The organism is Bradyrhizobium liaoningense, assembly GCF_018130955.1.
Classification (GTDB): domain Bacteria; phylum Pseudomonadota; class Alphaproteobacteria; order Rhizobiales; family Xanthobacteraceae; genus Bradyrhizobium; species Bradyrhizobium liaoningense_C.
Genome location: NZ_JAFCJM010000025.1, coordinates 14,619 through 31,023, shown reverse-complemented (window position 1 = coordinate 31,023; position 16,405 = coordinate 14,619). Strand labels below are relative to the sequence as shown.

Genomic DNA, 16,405 nt, shown 5'->3' with positions numbered 1-16,405 from the left:
GAAAGGCGGTTCAAGCGCTTGATTGCCAGAGCCAAGGACGGCGGCTAATGACCGTCCCAATTCGCGTCGCGAACGGGAAAATCTGATGTCGGTTCAAATGGTTTTGCTGCCGGTCTTCGTGCAGGTCGCACTTACCTTGGCGCTGCTCGTGGCCATGGTCGGCGCGCGCCGGGCAACGCTCGTCTCCGGCGAGACGAAGATTCGCGACATTGCGCTGGGCGAGCCGAACTGGCCCAAGCGCACCACCCAGATCGGCAATTGCTACCGCAACCAGTTCGAGCTGCCGGTGCTGCTTTACGCGCTGATCGCGATTGCGTTGCCGCTGCGCCGTGCCGATCTCTTCATCGTGCTGATGTCCTGGGTGTTCGTGGTGACGCGGCTGGTCCATGCCGGCGTGTTCGTCACGTCCAACGACCTCGGCCGGCGCTCCACCGCGTGGATCGCGGGCGGCCTCGTGCTGCTCCTGATGTGGATCTATTTCGCGCTGAAAATGCTGCTGCTCTGATTTGAGCGCATGATCCGGACAAGTGGACACCGGTTTTCCGATAAGATCATGCGCAACACTGAAAGAATCCCATGACCCCTGCTGCCCGGCTGTCCGCGGCCATCGAACTCATCGACACCATCGAAACCCAGCGCGTGCCTGCGGCCAAGGCACTGAAGGAATGGGGCACTGCGCACCGCTTCGCGGGCTCCGGCGATCGCGCGGCGATTGCCGGCCTCGTCTGGGACGTGCTGCGCCGCTACGCCTCCAGCGCCTGGTTGATGGATGCCGACACCGCCCGCGCGCGGCTGATCGGCATGCTGCGTCTCGAACGCGGCATGGACACGGCCACCATGTCCGCGATGTTCGACGGCAGCCGCTTTGCGCCGTCACCGCTGACCGAGGCGGAGAGCAGCGCACTCGCGTCGCGCTCGCTTGCCGATGCGCCGGCCGCGGTCGCCGGCGACTATCCGGACTGGCTCGATCCTTATCTGGCAAAGGTCTTTGGCGAGGATCGCGCCGCGGAGGCGAGCGCAATGGCGAGCCGTGCGCCGCTGGACTTGCGCGTCAACACGCTGAAATCCAACCGCGACAAGGTCCTGCGTTCGCTGGCGCATCTGGGGGCAAAGCCGACGCCGTGGTCGCCGAACGGCCTGCGCATTGAGCTTGGCGCCGACGCGCGCAATCCCGGCATCCAGTCGGAGGAGGATTTCATCAAGGGCGCGATCGAGGTTCAGGATGAGGGCTCGCAGCTCGCGGCACTCTTCACCGCGGCAAAGCCCGGCGAGCAGGTGATCGATCTCTGCGCCGGTGCCGGCGGCAAGACGCTGGCGCTGGCGGCCCTGATGCAGGGCAAGGGCCGGCTGATCGCGACCGACCGCGACAAGCGGCAACTTGCTCCCATTCATGAACGCCTGTCGCGCGCCGGCGTGCACAACGCCGATGTCCGCACGCCCAAGGGCGAGGCCGATCCGCTGGCCGACATCCGCGCCTCGGCCGACCTCGTCGTGATCGACGCGCCCTGCACGGGCACCGGCACCTGGCGGCGCAACCCCGACGCCAAATGGCGCATGCGCCCGGGTGCGCTCGAGATCCGCCTGAAGGACCAGGCCGAGGTGCTCGAGCGGGCCGCGGCCCTGGTCAAGCCAGGCGGGCGAATCGCCTACATCACCTGCTCGGTGCTGACGGATGAGAACGACGAGCAGGTGAAATCCTTTACCGCGCGCCATCCCGAATTTGCGGTGGCGCCGCCCGAGCAGACCGCAGGCGTGCTCTGGGACAAGGCAGAGGCCTTTGCTGAGGCCGCGCTGCAATCGGAGCAGGGCTGGCTGATGACGCCGCGGCGGACCGGCACCGACGGGTTTTTTGTCTCGGTGCTGAAGAAGGCTTCGTAGAAGCTCTTGTAGGGTGGGCAAAGTGAAGCGTGCCCACCAATTCTGCATCCGCGTTGACGATAGATGGTGGGCACGCTTTCGCTTTGCGCACCCTACAGCCCCGAAATCTGCTTCAAAACGAAAGCCCCGCGCACCGAATTCTCGGTGGCGGGGCTCGTAATCTTACGCTTTGCCAGTACGTCCGTGGTCAAAGCGTGATCGGGTTGCGCGGCAGACTAGCCGGCGCGGAGGTTGTCAGCCGACGACTTGCCGCTGCGGCGGTCCGCGACGATGTCGAACGACACCTTCTGGCCCTCGTTGAGGCTGCCCAGACCGGCGCGTTCAACCGCGCTGATGTGGACGAACACGTCCTTGGTGCCGTCGTCCGGCTGGATGAAGCCATAACCCTTTTGGCTGTTAAACCACTTCACAGTACCCATTGCCATGGGGGAGTTCCTTTGTTGTAACGGTCTACGCACTGGGACCGGTACGCAAATGCTTTGCGCCCATGATCCCGATTGATCGATTTTGGGGAAATCTCTGAATCGTGCGCGCCCGTCATAAAAACGAGGCGAAGCGGCCCAGTCGTCCGGCCAAGTATCGAGATTGTGATAATACAGATTATTTGGGGCCACTTCAAGGCACCACACGCGTGCCGTGAAGTCGGGGCGGTACTCTATTCCGCGCTGCAGATCGGCGGGTTCCCTCAGTCGACGATGAAGAGCGTGGCGCCCACGGCCGTCGACGAGCGGTGCGCGGTGTCGCCAAAGTCCGAGACTTGGTAGCTCATGCCCGGCGTGAGCTTGAATTTGCGGCCGTCACGCAGCTCGGTGTCGAGTTCGCCCTTGAGCACGTAAAGCACGTGGCCGCGATCGCACCAGTGATCGGCGAGATAGCCCGGCGAATATTCCACCATCCGTACCCGCATCTCGCCGATGTCGAGCGTGCGCCACAGCGCCTGCCCGGTCTCGCCGGGATGCGTGGTGGCCGCGACCTTGCTCCAGTCGGTGACGGTGAAGGGCGAGGCGGGGAGCTTCATGGGGGTGGTCCTGTCGGTTCGCTGTGGGCGTGGCGCACGCTTTCGCACCATACGCCGCCATTGCTGTCGTGGTGGAAGCGGCGCGCTCAAATGTCTAACCGTCACCCTGAGGTGGCCGCTTCTTCAGCGGCCCTCGAAGGGCGACGGCCCGGCTGCCAGCTTGGCCGCTCATCCTTCGAGGCTCCCCATGCGCCGCTTCGCGCCGCATGGCTCGCGCCTCAGGATGACGGAGAAAGCGTCGTTTACGCCAAAGGCAGCCTAATGCGTCAAATGGTTTGCCGAGCCCTGCACGATCTTCGCGTCCGCATTCACCCGCAGATACTCGCAGATCTTCTTGCCGCGCTCGTTCTGATAGAACACGACGACACTGTCGGGGCTGACGAACAGGTCGATCAGCGAAAAATGCAGGTTGGGGAGCAGCGCAAGCGCCTTGCCCCAATAGGCGCGCAGGCTTTCCTTGCCGCGCAGGGTTCCGCTCTCGGCCAGCCCGAGCGCCTGGACCCTATCCGAGGTCATCTCGGCCTTATCGTCATAGAGCGCCAGCACGCGCTCGAGGTCGCGCGAATTCCAGGTGTCGATCCAGGTCCGGCCCAGGGTTTCCATGTCGGACGGCTGGTGGTGGTTTGGCATGGCATCCTCCCGTTTCAGGCCCATTCTGCAGTGGATCAAATTAGGTCAATAATACTGACATAAATGGGATATGTCCATGCCCAAAGAAGAATGTGGGCGCCCTCGTGCTCGCGGTTGCGGCAGGGGTCTCGGTCGCGTATCTGCTTGTCATGACAGCAGCACAGAACGCCCGCGAGTCGTCGACGCCCTCGGTGGCCTCGGCGCACGACAAGATTCTCATCGTCGACTTCGGCAGCCAGGTGACGCAGCTCATCGCGCGTCGCGTGCGCGAGGACGGCGTCTATTGCGAGATCGTCCCGTTCAACAAGGCCGAAGAGGCCTTTTTGGCGATGAAGCCGAAAGCGGTGATCCTCTCCGGCGGACCGGAGTCCGTGCATGAGGCCGGCTCTCCGCGCGCCCCGCAATTGATCTTCGATTCCCGCGTGCCCGTGATGGGCATCTGCTACGGCCAGATGACCATGGCCGCCCAGCTCGGCGGCGAGGTCGAGGGCGGCCATCACCGCGAATTCGGCCGCGCCGATGTCGAGGTGAAAGCCCCGAGCAAGCTGTTCGAGGACGTCTGGTCATCAGGCGGCAAGAACCAGGTCTGGATGAGCCATGGCGACCGCATCACAAAGATGCCGCCGGGCTTCACGGTGGCCGGCACCTCGCCGAATGCCCCGTTCGCGATCATCCAGGACGAGACGCGCAAATACTACGGCCTGATGTTCCACCCCGAAGTGGTGCACACGCCCGACGGCGCAAAGCTGATCCGCAATTTCGTGCGCAAGATCGCAGGGCTGACCGGCGACTGGACCATGCGCGCCTTCCGCGAGGAGGAGATCCAGAAGATCCGCGCCCAGGTCGGCAAGGGCAGGGTGATCTGCGGCCTCTCCGGCGGCGTCGATTCGGCCGTCGCGGCCGTGCTGATCCACGAAGCCATCGGCGACCAGCTCACCTGTGTGTTCGTCGATCACGGCCTGATGCGCCTCAATGAGGCCGAGCAGGTGGTCGATCTCTTCCGCGGCCACTACAACATCCCGCTCGTGCATGTGGACGCGTCAAAACAGTTCCTCGGCGAGCTCGAAGGCGTCACCGATCCCGAAGTGAAGCGCAAGACCATCGGCCGTCTCTTCATCGAGGTGTTCGAGCAGGAGGCCAAGAAGATCGGCGGCGCCGATTTCCTCGCGCAGGGCACGCTGTATCCTGACGTGATCGAGAGCGTCTCCTTCACCGGCGGCCCCTCGGTGACGATCAAGTCGCACCACAATGTCGGCGGTCTGCCCGAGCGCATGAACATGAAGCTCGTCGAGCCCTTGCGCGAACTGTTCAAGGACGAGGTCCGCGCGCTCGGCCGCGAGCTCGGCCTGCCCGAAATCTTCGTCGGCCGCCACCCGTTCCCGGGCCCCGGCCTCGCCATCCGCTGCCCCGGCGACATCACCCGCGACAAGCTCGACATCCTGCGCAAGGCCGACGCCGTCTACATCGACCAGATCCGCAAGCACGGCCTCTACGACGAGATCTGGCAGGCCTTTGCCGTGCTGCTCCCCGTAAAAACCGTCGGCGTCATGGGCGACGGCCGCACCTACGACTACGTCGTGGGCTTACGCGCCGTCACCTCCACCGACGGCATGACCGCGGACTTCTACCAGTTCGACATGAAGTTTTTGGGCGAGACCGCCACGCGCATCATCAACGAGGTGAAGGGCGTGAACCGGGTAGTGTACGACGTGACGAGCAAGCCGCCTGGGACGATTGAGTGGGAATAATTCGGGCCCGTCCGGGGCTATCCCGCTCTATCCAATTGAACGAATTAACAGACTGATTTTACGATCGAATTCGTTATCGACATTCGAGAACTATCGGCACGCATAAATCCGGACAGACGGGGTGCCTGACGGTGTCGCCGTCCATTGAAACTATCGATTCTGATCGATACCGTCACACGCGATGCTGCGTCTGACGGTATTTTTCTTTGTCTAAGTATCTGCAAAACAAGGAAATCTCCGATCAAACGCAGCTCAAAAACCGCTGACGGTATTTTGCCCGGAGGGGAAGTCCTTGCTGACAGACGCTGCGCTTAAGACACTGAGACCAAAGGAAAAATCGTACAAGGTCACCGACCGTGACGGCATGTATGTGGTCGTATCGCCCGCCGGGACGCTGTCGTTCCGGCTCGACTACCGTCTGCATGGTCGACGCGAGACTGTGGTTCTTGGGAAGTACGGCCCGACAGGGTTGTCGCTCGCACGCGCTCGCGAGAAGTGCATCGATGCGAGGCGCGCAATAAACGAGGGGCGGTCGCCTGCTATCGAGAAGCAGCGCGAGAAACGGCGCCTCCTTGAAGCCAGGAGTTTCGGCGAGCTCGGAGAGAAGTGGCTCGTGGCGGCTCCCATGGCCGACAGTACGCGGGCAATGCGGCGATCGATCTTCGAACGTGAGCTGCTTCCTGTCTGGCGCAAGCGCCTCCTGAATGAGATTGCACCGGACGATCTTCGCGCCCATTGCGCCGCCATCGTGGAGCGCGGGGCTCCCGCAACGGCGATCCATGTCCGCGATATCGTAAAGCAGATCTACGGGTTTGCGATCCTGCACGGCGAGAAGATCGCCAATCCGGCGGACGAGGTGGGGCCCGCGTCAATCGCGAACTTCGTCCCGCGAGACCGTTCGCTTTCGCCGACTGAAATCCGGATTATGCTCAAGCAACTTGATCGCGTTCCGACATTGCCCACTATCAGGCTGGGATTGCGCCTCTATCTGCTCACGATGGTGCGCAAAAGCGAACTGCTCGATGCCACATGGGATGAGGTCGATTTCGAGAATGCAGTCTGGACGATTCCCAAGGAACGCATGAAGCGTTCGAAGGCGCACAACGTGTATCTCTCGAGCCAGGTGCTTGACATCTTCATTGCCTTCAAGACCTGCGCGGGAAATTCAAAGTATGTGCTGCCGTCGCGTTATAACGCCGACGCTCCCATGTCGCGAGCAACGTTCAACCGGGTCACATACTCGGTCGTTGAGCAGGCAAGCAAGGAAGGGCTTCCGCTGCAGCCGTTCACGGTTCATGACCTCCGAAGGACCGCGTCAACTCTTCTGAACGAACTCGGATTCAACAGCGACTGGATCGAAAAGTGCCTTGCGCACGAGGACGGACGGTCATCGAGGGGAGTCTACAACAAGGCCGAATACGAGGTGCAGCGTCGTCATATGATGCAGGAATGGGCAAACATCGTTGACGCCTGGGTTGGTGGCCCGAAATACATCCCGACCCTCATTCCCCCTTCAATGCCGCTCCTGCAGCCCGACCCGGCCCTTTGACCGGCCGGGTTCGGCGCTGCCTCACATCAGGATGCGGCGCACGAGCAAGAGGTGTCGATCTTCGCGCCGCCAGCCATGCTTCAACCTCCGCAAGATCCCATACGACGCACCTAGGCGAGAGCGCGAACCGCCTTGGAAACTCCCCGCGCTGCTCCATGTCATAGATGGTGCTGTCGGCAAGCGGGACCATCTCGCGAAGCTGATCTCGCCGGATGGTGCGTTTGATGGGGGCTATTTCCCGAGGTGCCATATTGCTGTCCTGCAACGCGATTGAGACCAATAGATGCTGTGCAACTAGAGTTCTGTAATCCCTGCAGCAACTGCCCAATGAGCGTGTCGTATAAAAGGAAACGTTTGGCAGTGTTAGATAGAACGGTGATGCGGCCAGTTCACTTGCACCTTGCAGGCAGGGAACGCATCATGAAAGTCAATGGAGGGCGGTCGAAGCACGCCTCGTCCGTAAGCCTGTATCCCAGACTGGCAATTTATACTTTATCGGAAGCATTTGTTGATAGCGAGACGCGCATGATCTGCCAAATTCTAAGTGACGATGGTCGTCCTATGGACTCTCATGCCGAGCTCGATACGAGCGGCATTACTTTGTTCAGTCGCGGTGGCAGCTCCGCCAAAGGGAATGTAACAAATGCCGAGTATGGCCCCGCGCTGCGTCTTCTCCTCCGACGTATAGTTGGCGCCCGCTTGCCGTTTGACCGCGCATGGGTAGATAGCCTTGACGTTCGGCGCTTGCCCATCGAGCAGCGGATCATTTTGTCGAATGGCGAACTTGATGCGAATGGTTCGTCCGCCTTTACACTCATGTCCAGACGAATGAGGCTTGTCGGCCAAGGCGCAGGCCGAAAGGGCGGCAATTCGACAAAGAAGATTCGCATTCAATTTGCGGCAGACGTGCCGCTGTCAGAACTTGAGTCAGCGCTTCGCACGATCCATGTCCAGGAGGACGTGCGAAGCGCTGAAAGACTTCCCGCTGAAGCGTTCCGCGTGGTAACGGCGGAGCACGTATGGAATGCAGTGGAAAAGCTGCGTCAACCGGACTTCCGACATGGCTACGGTCCTTCGGTCGACTTTGATCTGATTGCAAGTGCAGAAGAACGCTATCCGCCAAAGGCTGTGTTTGGCCTCGCCGCGACAGAAGCTCTTGGCTATGAAGTGCTGCCCAGACATTTCTCGAGCGGTCACGGCACTCCGTGCTTCCGGATTCTCGAGAGCGCTGGCTTCACCATCGTCCCAAAAGGAGAGGAAAGTCAGACCATGGACCTCCCGGATTCTCCTGAGGATCGGTCGTGGACTGAAGGAAAGCCTCGCCTTGTCGCCCACCTGCGAAAAGAGCGTGCATCGGGGCTGGCGCAAGCCAAGAAGGACTGGTTTGTGCGCACACATGGAAAGCTATTCTGCGAGCGCTGCGGCATGGACCCGGTTGCGATTTATGATGGCGCACATGGCTCGGCATGCATTGAGGTCCATCAAGGACAAGTACGAGACCCAGATCAAGGATCGCGATGACACGATCGATCGCCTGAAGGATATGAAGGCCCGGCTCTCGACCAAGATGGTTGGCGAGACCCTCGAACAGCACTGCGAGACCGAGTTCAACCGGGTGCGCTCGATGGCCTTTCCGCGGGCGTACTTCGAGAAGGACAACGACGCACGGACCGGCAGCAAGGGCGATTTCATCTTTCGGGACTCGGACGACGCCGGCACCGAGATCATCTCCATCATGTTCGAGATGAAGAACGAGAGCGATAGAACTGCCACGAAGAGCAGGAACGAGGACTTCCTCAAGGAACTCGATCGGGACCGCGCCGAAAAAGGCTGCGAGTATGCCGTCCTGGTCTCATTGCTCGAGCCCGACAGCGAACTCTACAACGCTGGTATTGTCGACGTTTTCCACCGCTATCCGAAAATGTACGTCGTCCGGCCGCAGTTCTTCCTGCCGATGATTACGCTTCTCCGAAACGCGGCTACCAACGCCTTGAAATACAAGACCGAGCTGGCGCTCGTTAAGGCCCAGAATATCGACATCACCCAGTTTGAAAGCCAGCTTGAGATGTTCAAGAACGGCTTTGCCAAGAACTACGATCTCGCTTCCAGAAACTTCCAGACGGCGATCAATGAGATCGACAAGTCCATCGACCACCTCCAGAAGACGAAGGACGCGCTGATCGGCGCTGACCGCAACCTGCGCCTCGCGAATGACAAGGCTCAGGACGTGACGATCAAGAAGCTGACGCGGGGCAATCCGACGATGGCAGCGAAATTTGCGGAGCTTGAAAGCCAGGTTGAGGCCGCCGAGTAGTTGATGTCTTGGGCTGACCGCGCTTAAAAGGTTTACCTTTAAAGCAAGCCAATTTCTCTTGGCTCACTCACGGAGAGCTGCATCGGCAACCAGCGCAACATGGCGCGATTTACAAGTTGGACGTTCAGCCGACGCTGGCAAGTGGTCGTTCCTGCGGGAGTGGGAAGGGTCGCGCGCGCGGGCACCACTAAGATCAATACATTCGCTACGTGCGGGCTGGCCGATGTCGCGCTGATAGGCGTCTGGGCTTAAAAGCGAGCACGTAGATACAATTGGCCAGCATCAGGTGGACGCGCCATCCAGAAGCTTCGCTAGGAGGCTCACAAAGGCGATGAATTCCAACGCTCTCTCCGGATCATCATTGATGAACCCGTGAGCTCGCGGGTTGCGTAGTCCGGACACAGCGCCAGAAAACATCATCATAAAGCCCTTCTGCTCGTCCCTGTCGGATTGGTCAGAAAGGTCATTGAATTTCAAAATGGGGTTCGAGGGGCTAAATGCGCGCTCCATTAAACTTGTGCCATCCACCTCCAGATCGCTGCGCAATCTCACCAAGCCGTTCAGCCGCTTCACTGCCGCCTCGACGGCGTTGGCGTAGTGCCCATCTGTATAGAGCTTGCTCGCAGCACGGGCGATCTCGGGATGCAGGTCAAGACCGGCGTAGGCCCGAACAGCTTTCGACGCGGCATCGCCTCCAGCATCGCCTATCCGTTCCTTCGTGATCTCGATTGCGGTCTCAATATTACCGATCGCGCGGTCGACAGCAGATTTAATGTCCGGAATCCTGGATCGGACGGACGGCCAGCCACCACCCAAGCTCATCGGAGTATCATCGAGGGAGTGAACCGAATATCGATGATAGTCGGTCGTGTCTGCGCCGTAGATTTCCATCAGCGTATCGTCAAGCTTTCGTCGGAGGCCGCCTAAAACGCGATCCTCGTTCTCGTCCGTTAGACTGCCATAGTCCAAACCCTTAAACTCCGTTAGTCGCCGCTCTAGCTTCGGCAATGCAGCACGTAGCTGCTCAATAGACAGTTGCGCCGGAACAGGACCGCTGGGCGTGCCGCGTTTCGCCATGAAACCTCGGGTATGTATGTGTCAGTAGCTGTTCAATTTAGTTGCTCTTTGTCTGAATGCAACTTCGCTGACCAAGCGCTGCCCTGGACCACGTCAAACTAGCGGATATCCGGTAGACGGGAAAAATCCGGCTTGCTGGCAACTGGTAGTGGAATCCGACTTGCTCTCAGGGCGGCGTCGGCGTGCGCGTAGCCGGCACGCACGATATTCACCCGCGCATTGAGTGGGTACTTCGTCAACCGGGTCGGCACCTCGGCCGCCTGCCTAGTCTGTTCGGCTGTGAACCGAAGCTCGTCGCCGACACCATAGGAGGCAACGGGTTCTCCAATGCCCCAGTAGGCGATCCGCCGCTCACCGGTGCGTTCCAGCCCGAATAGCACGCGCCGGCGCATGTTAACGCCCTGCTGCAAGGCGATGTTGCTAGCGCGCACGGCGAGGGAAAGCCAGTTGGTTCGGGGCGCAATGCTAGGCGGGATTATCGCCCCTCCATCGCTGACCAGAATGGTCTTGTAGCGTTTCCAGATCGGCTCAAGCCCGAGGTTGTCGTACACGCCGCCGTCTGTCAGGCACAGCCGGGTCGTATAGGGCTCGCGATGCAGGTCGGCGCCGCTTTCCGGCCTCACCGCCCCTGGCGGAACGTCGATGTACGCCGGCGAAAGGTAAGGCGGAAACGCCGCCGAGGCCGCGACGACTGAAGCGATTCTCAGACTAGGATTGCGCCACATGCCCACGCGGTAGTCTGCGGCGTAATCGCGAGCGAAGCGCCACAGCACACCGCTTTGAAGGCTAGTTGCCGTGAATGAGAACCGAGGGTTCGTCGGCAGGTCCTGCAGCGTCTTGCCACGAAACAACCAATGATCATAGGCGAGAGCCGCGAGCTCGGAGGCATGGACGAAGGGCAGAAAACCAAGAGCAATTGCCGGGATGTCGACGTACTTGGAAGAGAGATTCAATATCGGTTCGGCGACTCTTTCGATGAGGTTGGTGGCAACGCCGGTTTGGTCGAATGTGAGCTGATCCCACGCGACTGCCAGCGCGCCAGCGGCCAGCGAGCCGCCTGATACGCTCGCAACGCGGTCCAGTTTGGCCAGCAAGCCAAGCTCGTTCATGCGGACGAAAGCACCGAGGTGAAACAGCATGGCGCGGAATCCGCCGCCAGACAGGCAAAGGCCGATGCCGTCTTCGAGTTTCTGGCCACCAAGGAAATCGGCGGCGGCGGCCGTCTCAAGGGCCCCCCCTTGTGATGGCACCTCGCTCACGTGTTCGCCCCTTCGTCATCGAGGGTGGCGCCGAGACAGATTCTGATGCCGGTATCGCCCGCAATGAGCATGACGCCGGGACAGCCGTCCATGGACAGCGTCGCGGCAAGCCAACCGAGTTGCAGGAGGTCCTTCCCGCTCGGATCAGTGCGCGTTCGGCGCGGATGTGAATGCCATTCGCCGACATAGCGCACCTGGTCGAGGGTCTGTGCGATGGCAGCTTCGACACCTTGCCGCAGGCCTTTCGTCCCCCGCTTGAACTCGGTCTCGGACGCTGAGCTGTCAGGTGGCGCGGGCCAGGCGTCAATGATGTCGATACGGGCTGCGACCAGATCAACCACGCCTAAGAGAACGCCGCCGGTCTCAGCCGGCAAGCCGACCGTCCTCATCTTCAGAATTTTGGCTTCGAGGGTGCTTGGAAGCGTGATTGTCCAGCCCAGACTGGATTGTACGCGGACGTCACCGATGTCGCCGTGATGGACGGCGACGCTGCCGTCCTTCGACAGTGACCAGACCCGTAGGTCGCTTTCGGGTTTGCCCACGGCCTCCATCAGCGCTGCGGAAGCGAGGCCGGCAAGGATCTGCGCGCGAGCGGCCGGGATCCGGTTGGTGACCGCCCGGCAGGCGCCGGCATAGGGCACCGCGTCGGCCGACTGCGACAGGTGATCTTCCAGCGCAGGAACGTTCAGGACGTCGCCATAGTAGCTCGCTTCGAGCAGGCGCAGATCGATTCTCCGGTCCCGGCTTTCCATCAGCAACACAACCGCGGTGCCGGCGGGGTTGAAGAAGACACTGGCGCGCCGTGCCGCAGTTGTCTGATCAGACAGCCATCTGGCCACCGGAACCGACGCTGCGGCATCAATCACCAGATCGGCTGCTTGCAGGGCGGTGGCCACGTCGTTTGCGCGGTCACCCGGCTTGAGCACGTTGGCGGCGATGGCCTCGGCGCGCAAATCCGTGCGCAGTTGCATCAGCCGCCGCGAAAGGGAGTGCGCTTTTGGCAGCCCGATATCTGCCGTAGTGAGTTCATGGCGAGCGAGGTTGTGGGGCAGCAAATAGTCGGGTTCGATGAAGGTCCAGTGCTGGCCCAATCCCTGCCGCGCGAGCGTCTCCGCAACCATCGAGCCGATCGCGCCGGCACCGATCTGCACTACACGGCGCGGGGCATCGATTGAGCTTCCGGCAAGATCGAGGGCTCTGCGCTGGTCAAACTCTACATGCGCCGCGGTCACGAGCACGACCATCGCTGCCAGCGCCTGTTCGTCGATTCCGACCGGCGCGAACAACCGGGCGTAACGAGCCCCGCGCGCTTCGGGCGAGCGCCCTAAGAGCCCAAGGGCCGCGCCGATATCACCCAGCGTCGCCAAAGTGAGGAACGCGACGTCGTCGCTCTGGCCCGTCGGGTTGCCGTCCGGTCCGATGATCGGCATGCGTAGCAGGAGGCCGATTCGGGTCTCGAAATTGGTTTGGTTCCCTGCGGCGCTCCACGCTGTGATGCGCGCCGTCAGCACCTCCGCGAGGTTGATGCCGCGAGCGCCCAGCTCATGCAGAAGGGAGTTCAAGTTCGCCGGGGCGCGACGCATCCGGCTCATGGCCCGGGGTTCCAGCGCCAGCGCGATCACCAAGAACGTGCCCGCCTGCAACTGTTGCAGCTCGTGCGGTTGCGGCTCGCGCAGTGACACGACGACCGGGTTCTGCGGATCATGGGCGAAGGCTACCAGCTCCCGCGTTCCCCCGTCGAAGGCGTTGCGCGGAATGATCAGGTGGTAGCCTTCGCGCATGAAGAACGGATCGGGCGGCTGACGAAGGTCATGGAGGCCGCCTCGGCCGGCACGCTCGAACCATTTGATAATGCGATGCAGGAGTTCGGCCGGCGTGTAGAGCGGTCGCGCCTCTTGCCACGGCCGGTCATCCACACAGAGCGAGAACGGAACGCCGTCTGGCACCCAGTTCTGATGCGGCGTGTCGGGGAAGTCCGGACGAAGGGCCAGCACGGACGGCGCGTAGCTGCCCTCGGTCGTAAACAGGATGCCGATGGGCTCTTCTCGCAGAAGAGGATATGCCGGCCGCTGCGGGCGGTTAGTCCGCACCTTGATGATCAGCAGCTCATACTCGGCGTTCGGCCCGCTGCGCCGAGCGCCTGTGATAGTCGCAAGCCCCTCGGCCTGGTTGATGAGGAAGTCGCGGAAGCGGACTGCCATCGAACCGGACAGGTGCTCCGGCTCGATGGCTTCGCCCCAGATGTGGAGCCAGTCGTGCAGCATTCGATCAGCCAGCGCGCGCCGGCCGCGAGGTCGCGATGCCGATGGCGGAGGGGGCCGCCAGCACCAGGCTGACGCCGGAGGCGGTAATCTCGACCACCAGCGGCTTCGGGCGGGACACCGACGGCGTCTCCATCGTGACCTTGAACTCGCCATCCTTGCCATCGACCACGCGACGGTGATGCGCGGCGGCCTGGCGGTGCGGCGGCTGGTCGCTCTTGTCGGCCTCGCTGCCCTTCGAGGGGATCGGGTCGCTCGGCGAGATGATCAGGCAGCCGTCACGGCCCTGCTCGAACAGCCACTTCACGTCCGGGACCGGAACCGTCTCGTCCTGGCCGCGATCGGGGCCGAGCGACAGATACGAGCAGTGGTGGAAGAGCTTCAGCACGTCCCAGAGCAGCCGGCCTTCACGCTTGTGCCGCTTGGTGGTCTCAACGATCTTGGTGAGCGTGTCGTGGTCGGCGTCGGAGCCGAGCAGACCGTAGCTTTCAACCCCGCCTTCTACGAAGGTGACCTGCATGACGATGCTGTCCTGATTGCGGTCCTCGACCTCGCGGTCGTTGAGGCGCCAGGCGAACGGGCTGTGCACGAAGAACTCGGCCTTGTCGGCGCCGAGCTTGTCGAAGCCCGGCACGGTCTGGCCGGCATCGACGATGCAGGAGGCGCGGCTCTCGACAGTCAGACCCCAGGAGGCCAGGAGATCGTGCAGGTGGCCGGGACGGGAGAACACCTTGATGCCCTTGCCGGCCTTGAGGCGCGCCCGCGCTTCTTGGCGGATGATACGGGCCTCGCCGCTCGATCCTTCTTCAGTGACAGCCGCCGCCGGCACCCACAGCTCCTTGATTTTGATCCGGCCAGCGCCCTGGTAGACCGCCGCATGCTCAAACCAGAAGAAATCCGTGGAGCCCTTGATGTGATCGTTGTCGAGATGGGTGAAGCAGACCACGTCGAAGTAGTCGCGGTCGGCATCCTTGAGGTCACGGCGGAGCTCCTCGGCGAGATCGATCCGCTTGTCATAGGGGTCCTTCGGATCCCGCATGTTCGCGAAGTCGATGAGAACCTTCCGGCTGCTCACCAGATCGATGCGGCAAGTATCCGCGTTTCCGAGAGGAAAAAATGCAATTTTAGCAGTCACTTAAGCCTCCTTCCGGGGCAATAGCCGACTTGTGGCGAGGTTGATGACGCTCCCAATGCCACTTCAGCTTGGAAGCATGGTTAATATGCCTACTCCGAACATAGGGGAACCTGTACCGGGAGTCAAGGAACTGCTATCTTGCTACTCCGAACATAGGAGTAGCTGCTGAAATGAGCGAGAAAATCGGAGCCAAGATCAGGAAGCTTCGGTTGGGAAAGGGGCTGACACTCGATCAACTGGCCGAAAAGTCGGGATCGAGTAAGTCTTACCTCTGGGAGTTGGAGAACAAGGATCCGCCGCGGCCGTCGGCCGACAAGCTTGCTGGCATCGCCAAGGCGCTTGAGGTCACCGTCGACTACTTCCTCGGCGAGGACACACCCGAGGAGCTGATAGCGGCGGAGGACAAGGCGTTCTTCCGCGAGTACCAACGCATGACGCCTGAGCTGAAGTCCAAGCTCCGCGAGATGCGCAAATTGCTGGACGACAAGTCATGAACTTCGAGGGGTGGGGCTCCCAACGCTGGGCGATTCATCTTACCCAGCTGCTGAACGCCGCCAATCCGCCGGACCGCTATCGGTTCAACATCGCGGCGTTCGCGAAGGAGATTTCCGCCTCTCTGTTCCCCGGCGACCCCATCGCCGAGGTGCGCAGCGTCGATCTCGAAGATTGCGAAGGCGCCTTGCTGCCGTCCGACTCGGGCAAGCGCTGGGGCATCTATGTCAACAAGAAGGGCTCACCGCGCCGCCGGCGGTTCACGGCTGCCCATGAGCTGGGCCATTACCTGGTCCACCGCCAGAAATACCCCGACGGCCTGCGTTGCGATGAAGCCGCAGTTGACGGGCGCAATGGCGTCGAGATTGAGCGAGAGGCCAACGATTTTGCGTCAACGCTGCTGATGCCTCTCGACGACTTTCGACGTCGGATTCCGGCGAAGTCGGAAGCGGATTTCGATCAACTGAGCGAATGCGCCACGCACTATGACGTCTCCCTAGTCGCGGCCATCCTGCGCTGGCTCAGGTACACCGAGCGTCGCGCCATGATCGTGGTCTCGCGCGACGGCTACATAAATTGGGCTTGGTCAAGCGAAACCGCTCTCAAGACCAGACGGTACTTCAAGACGAGCGGGGCTCCGGTCGAAGTGCCCGCCAGATCGTTGGTGGGGCAGTCGATCTTTACCGAGGAAGCCCGGGAAGGCGTAAAGCATCCCGATGGTGTGTGGTTCGATGAACCCACCAAGGAAATGACGCTGCGGGCTGAGCGGTATGATCTGAACTATACGCTGCTACAATTTGCGGACACAGTGTCGATGTTCCGGCACGATGAGCCCCGCGAGCTAGACACATATGACCGCTTTCTGGGAGTGCGGAAGTAGCGCGTCGCCGCATTGTCAGAATGTGGTTTTGCCGAAACGCATACGGCTGTGGAAGCGGTACCATCGTGACCGCCTATAATTCGTCAAAGAGGCATGAGTGTCGCTTCCTTCGCCTCGCGCGCGACGGCCAGCGTTGCGAGTAGAGGGCCGGCTCAAAAGCGCGG

The 16,405-nt window shown here is 61.4% G+C and carries 15 protein-coding genes and 1 pseudogene; 8 read left to right on the top strand and 8 right to left on the bottom strand.

Features of this window, described 5'->3' with window-relative positions; translation table 11 throughout:
• Positions 1-85: 85 nt before the first annotated feature.
• Both JQ632_RS21055 and JQ632_RS21050 read left to right on the top strand, forming a co-directional pair.
• A complete protein-coding gene (locus JQ632_RS21055; protein ID WP_212404492.1) occupies positions 86-505 on the top strand; it encodes an MAPEG family protein in 420 nt (139 codons plus the stop codon).
• A gap of 71 nt (positions 506-576) precedes the next feature.
• Positions 577-1,878, top strand: coding sequence for an RsmB/NOP family class I SAM-dependent RNA methyltransferase (locus JQ632_RS21050; protein WP_212404491.1), 1,302 nt, complete (start codon positions 577-579; stop codon positions 1,876-1,878).
• Positions 1,879-2,093: 215 nt separating this feature from the next.
• On the opposite strand, the gene JQ632_RS21045 is transcribed toward JQ632_RS21050, so the two are convergent.
• The 3 genes from JQ632_RS21045 to JQ632_RS21035 form a co-directional block, all read right to left on the bottom strand.
• The gene (locus JQ632_RS21045; protein WP_212404490.1) at positions 2,094-2,303 is read right to left on the bottom strand and encodes a cold-shock protein; all 210 of its coding nucleotides are present in this window, start codon (positions 2,301-2,303) and stop codon (positions 2,094-2,096) included.
• Between the two features lie 260 nt (positions 2,304-2,563).
• Positions 2,564-2,896, bottom strand: a complete 333-nt coding sequence (locus JQ632_RS21040) for a DHCW motif cupin fold protein (RefSeq protein ID WP_212404489.1) — start codon at positions 2,894-2,896, stop codon at positions 2,564-2,566.
• Positions 2,897-3,154: 258 nt separating this feature from the next.
• A complete protein-coding gene (locus JQ632_RS21035) occupies positions 3,155-3,526 on the bottom strand; it encodes a nuclear transport factor 2 family protein (protein ID WP_212404488.1) in 372 nt (123 codons plus the stop codon).
• A 149-nt stretch (positions 3,527-3,675) separates the two neighbouring features.
• Between JQ632_RS21035 and guaA the strand changes: the two genes are divergently transcribed.
• Positions 3,676-5,274 carry a glutamine-hydrolyzing GMP synthase gene (gene guaA / locus JQ632_RS21030; RefSeq protein WP_212404487.1) on the top strand — a complete coding sequence of 533 codons (1,599 nt, stop codon included), beginning with the start codon at positions 3,676-3,678 and terminating at the stop codon, positions 5,272-5,274.
• 292 nt (positions 5,275-5,566) lie between these two features.
• Positions 5,567-6,823: a site-specific integrase gene (locus JQ632_RS21025; RefSeq protein WP_212404486.1), complete on the top strand. Its 1,257-nt coding sequence runs from the start codon at positions 5,567-5,569 to the stop codon at positions 6,821-6,823.
• Here JQ632_RS21025 and JQ632_RS21020 read toward each other — a convergent pair.
• Positions 6,777-7,073: an AlpA family transcriptional regulator gene (locus JQ632_RS21020; protein ID WP_212404485.1), complete on the bottom strand. Its 297-nt coding sequence runs from the start codon at positions 7,071-7,073 to the stop codon at positions 6,777-6,779. The two genes, JQ632_RS21025 and JQ632_RS21020, sit on opposite strands and share 47 nt — an antisense overlap.
• Before the next feature lie 170 nt (positions 7,074-7,243).
• Here JQ632_RS21020 and JQ632_RS21015 point away from each other — a divergent pair, with 170 nt between their 5' ends.
• Both JQ632_RS21015 and JQ632_RS21010 read left to right on the top strand, forming a co-directional pair.
• Positions 7,244-8,344, top strand: a complete 1,101-nt coding sequence (locus tag JQ632_RS21015) for a hypothetical protein (protein WP_212404484.1) — start codon at positions 7,244-7,246, stop codon at positions 8,342-8,344.
• Positions 8,298-9,137: pseudogene (locus JQ632_RS21010) on the top strand (DUF2130 domain-containing protein); the annotation flags it as partial. The gene JQ632_RS21015 and the pseudogene JQ632_RS21010, both read left to right, overlap by 47 nt.
• Before the next feature lie 282 nt (positions 9,138-9,419).
• Here the strand turns inward: JQ632_RS21010 and JQ632_RS21005 are convergent.
• The 4 genes from JQ632_RS21005 to JQ632_RS20990 form a co-directional block, all read right to left on the bottom strand.
• Entirely contained in the window at positions 9,420-10,214 is a 795-nt protein-coding gene (locus tag JQ632_RS21005; RefSeq protein ID WP_212404483.1) for a TIGR02391 family protein, read from the bottom strand.
• Between the two features lie 98 nt (positions 10,215-10,312).
• Complete coding sequence (locus tag JQ632_RS21000; protein WP_212404482.1) at positions 10,313-11,473, bottom strand: patatin-like phospholipase family protein; 1,161 nt, start codon at positions 11,471-11,473, stop codon at positions 10,313-10,315.
• On the bottom strand, positions 11,470-13,737 hold the full coding sequence (locus JQ632_RS20995; protein ID WP_212404481.1) for a ThiF family adenylyltransferase: 2,268 nt from the start codon (positions 13,735-13,737) through the stop codon (positions 11,470-11,472). Before JQ632_RS20995 ends, JQ632_RS21000 begins: the two co-directional genes overlap by 4 nt.
• Positions 13,738-13,741: 4 nt before the next feature.
• Positions 13,742-14,809, bottom strand: a complete 1,068-nt coding sequence (locus tag JQ632_RS20990) for a hypothetical protein (protein WP_312015638.1) — start codon at positions 14,807-14,809, stop codon at positions 13,742-13,744.
• 230 nt (positions 14,810-15,039) lie between these two features.
• Between JQ632_RS20990 and JQ632_RS20985 the strand changes: the two genes are divergently transcribed.
• A complete protein-coding gene (locus JQ632_RS20985; RefSeq protein WP_212404479.1) occupies positions 15,040-15,363 on the top strand; it encodes a helix-turn-helix domain-containing protein in 324 nt (107 codons plus the stop codon).
• Positions 15,360-16,241, top strand: a complete 882-nt coding sequence (locus tag JQ632_RS20980) for an ImmA/IrrE family metallo-endopeptidase (RefSeq protein ID WP_212404478.1) — start codon at positions 15,360-15,362, stop codon at positions 16,239-16,241. The genes JQ632_RS20985 and JQ632_RS20980 overlap by 4 nt, the downstream gene beginning before the upstream one ends.
• Positions 16,242-16,405: the final 164 nt, after the last annotated feature.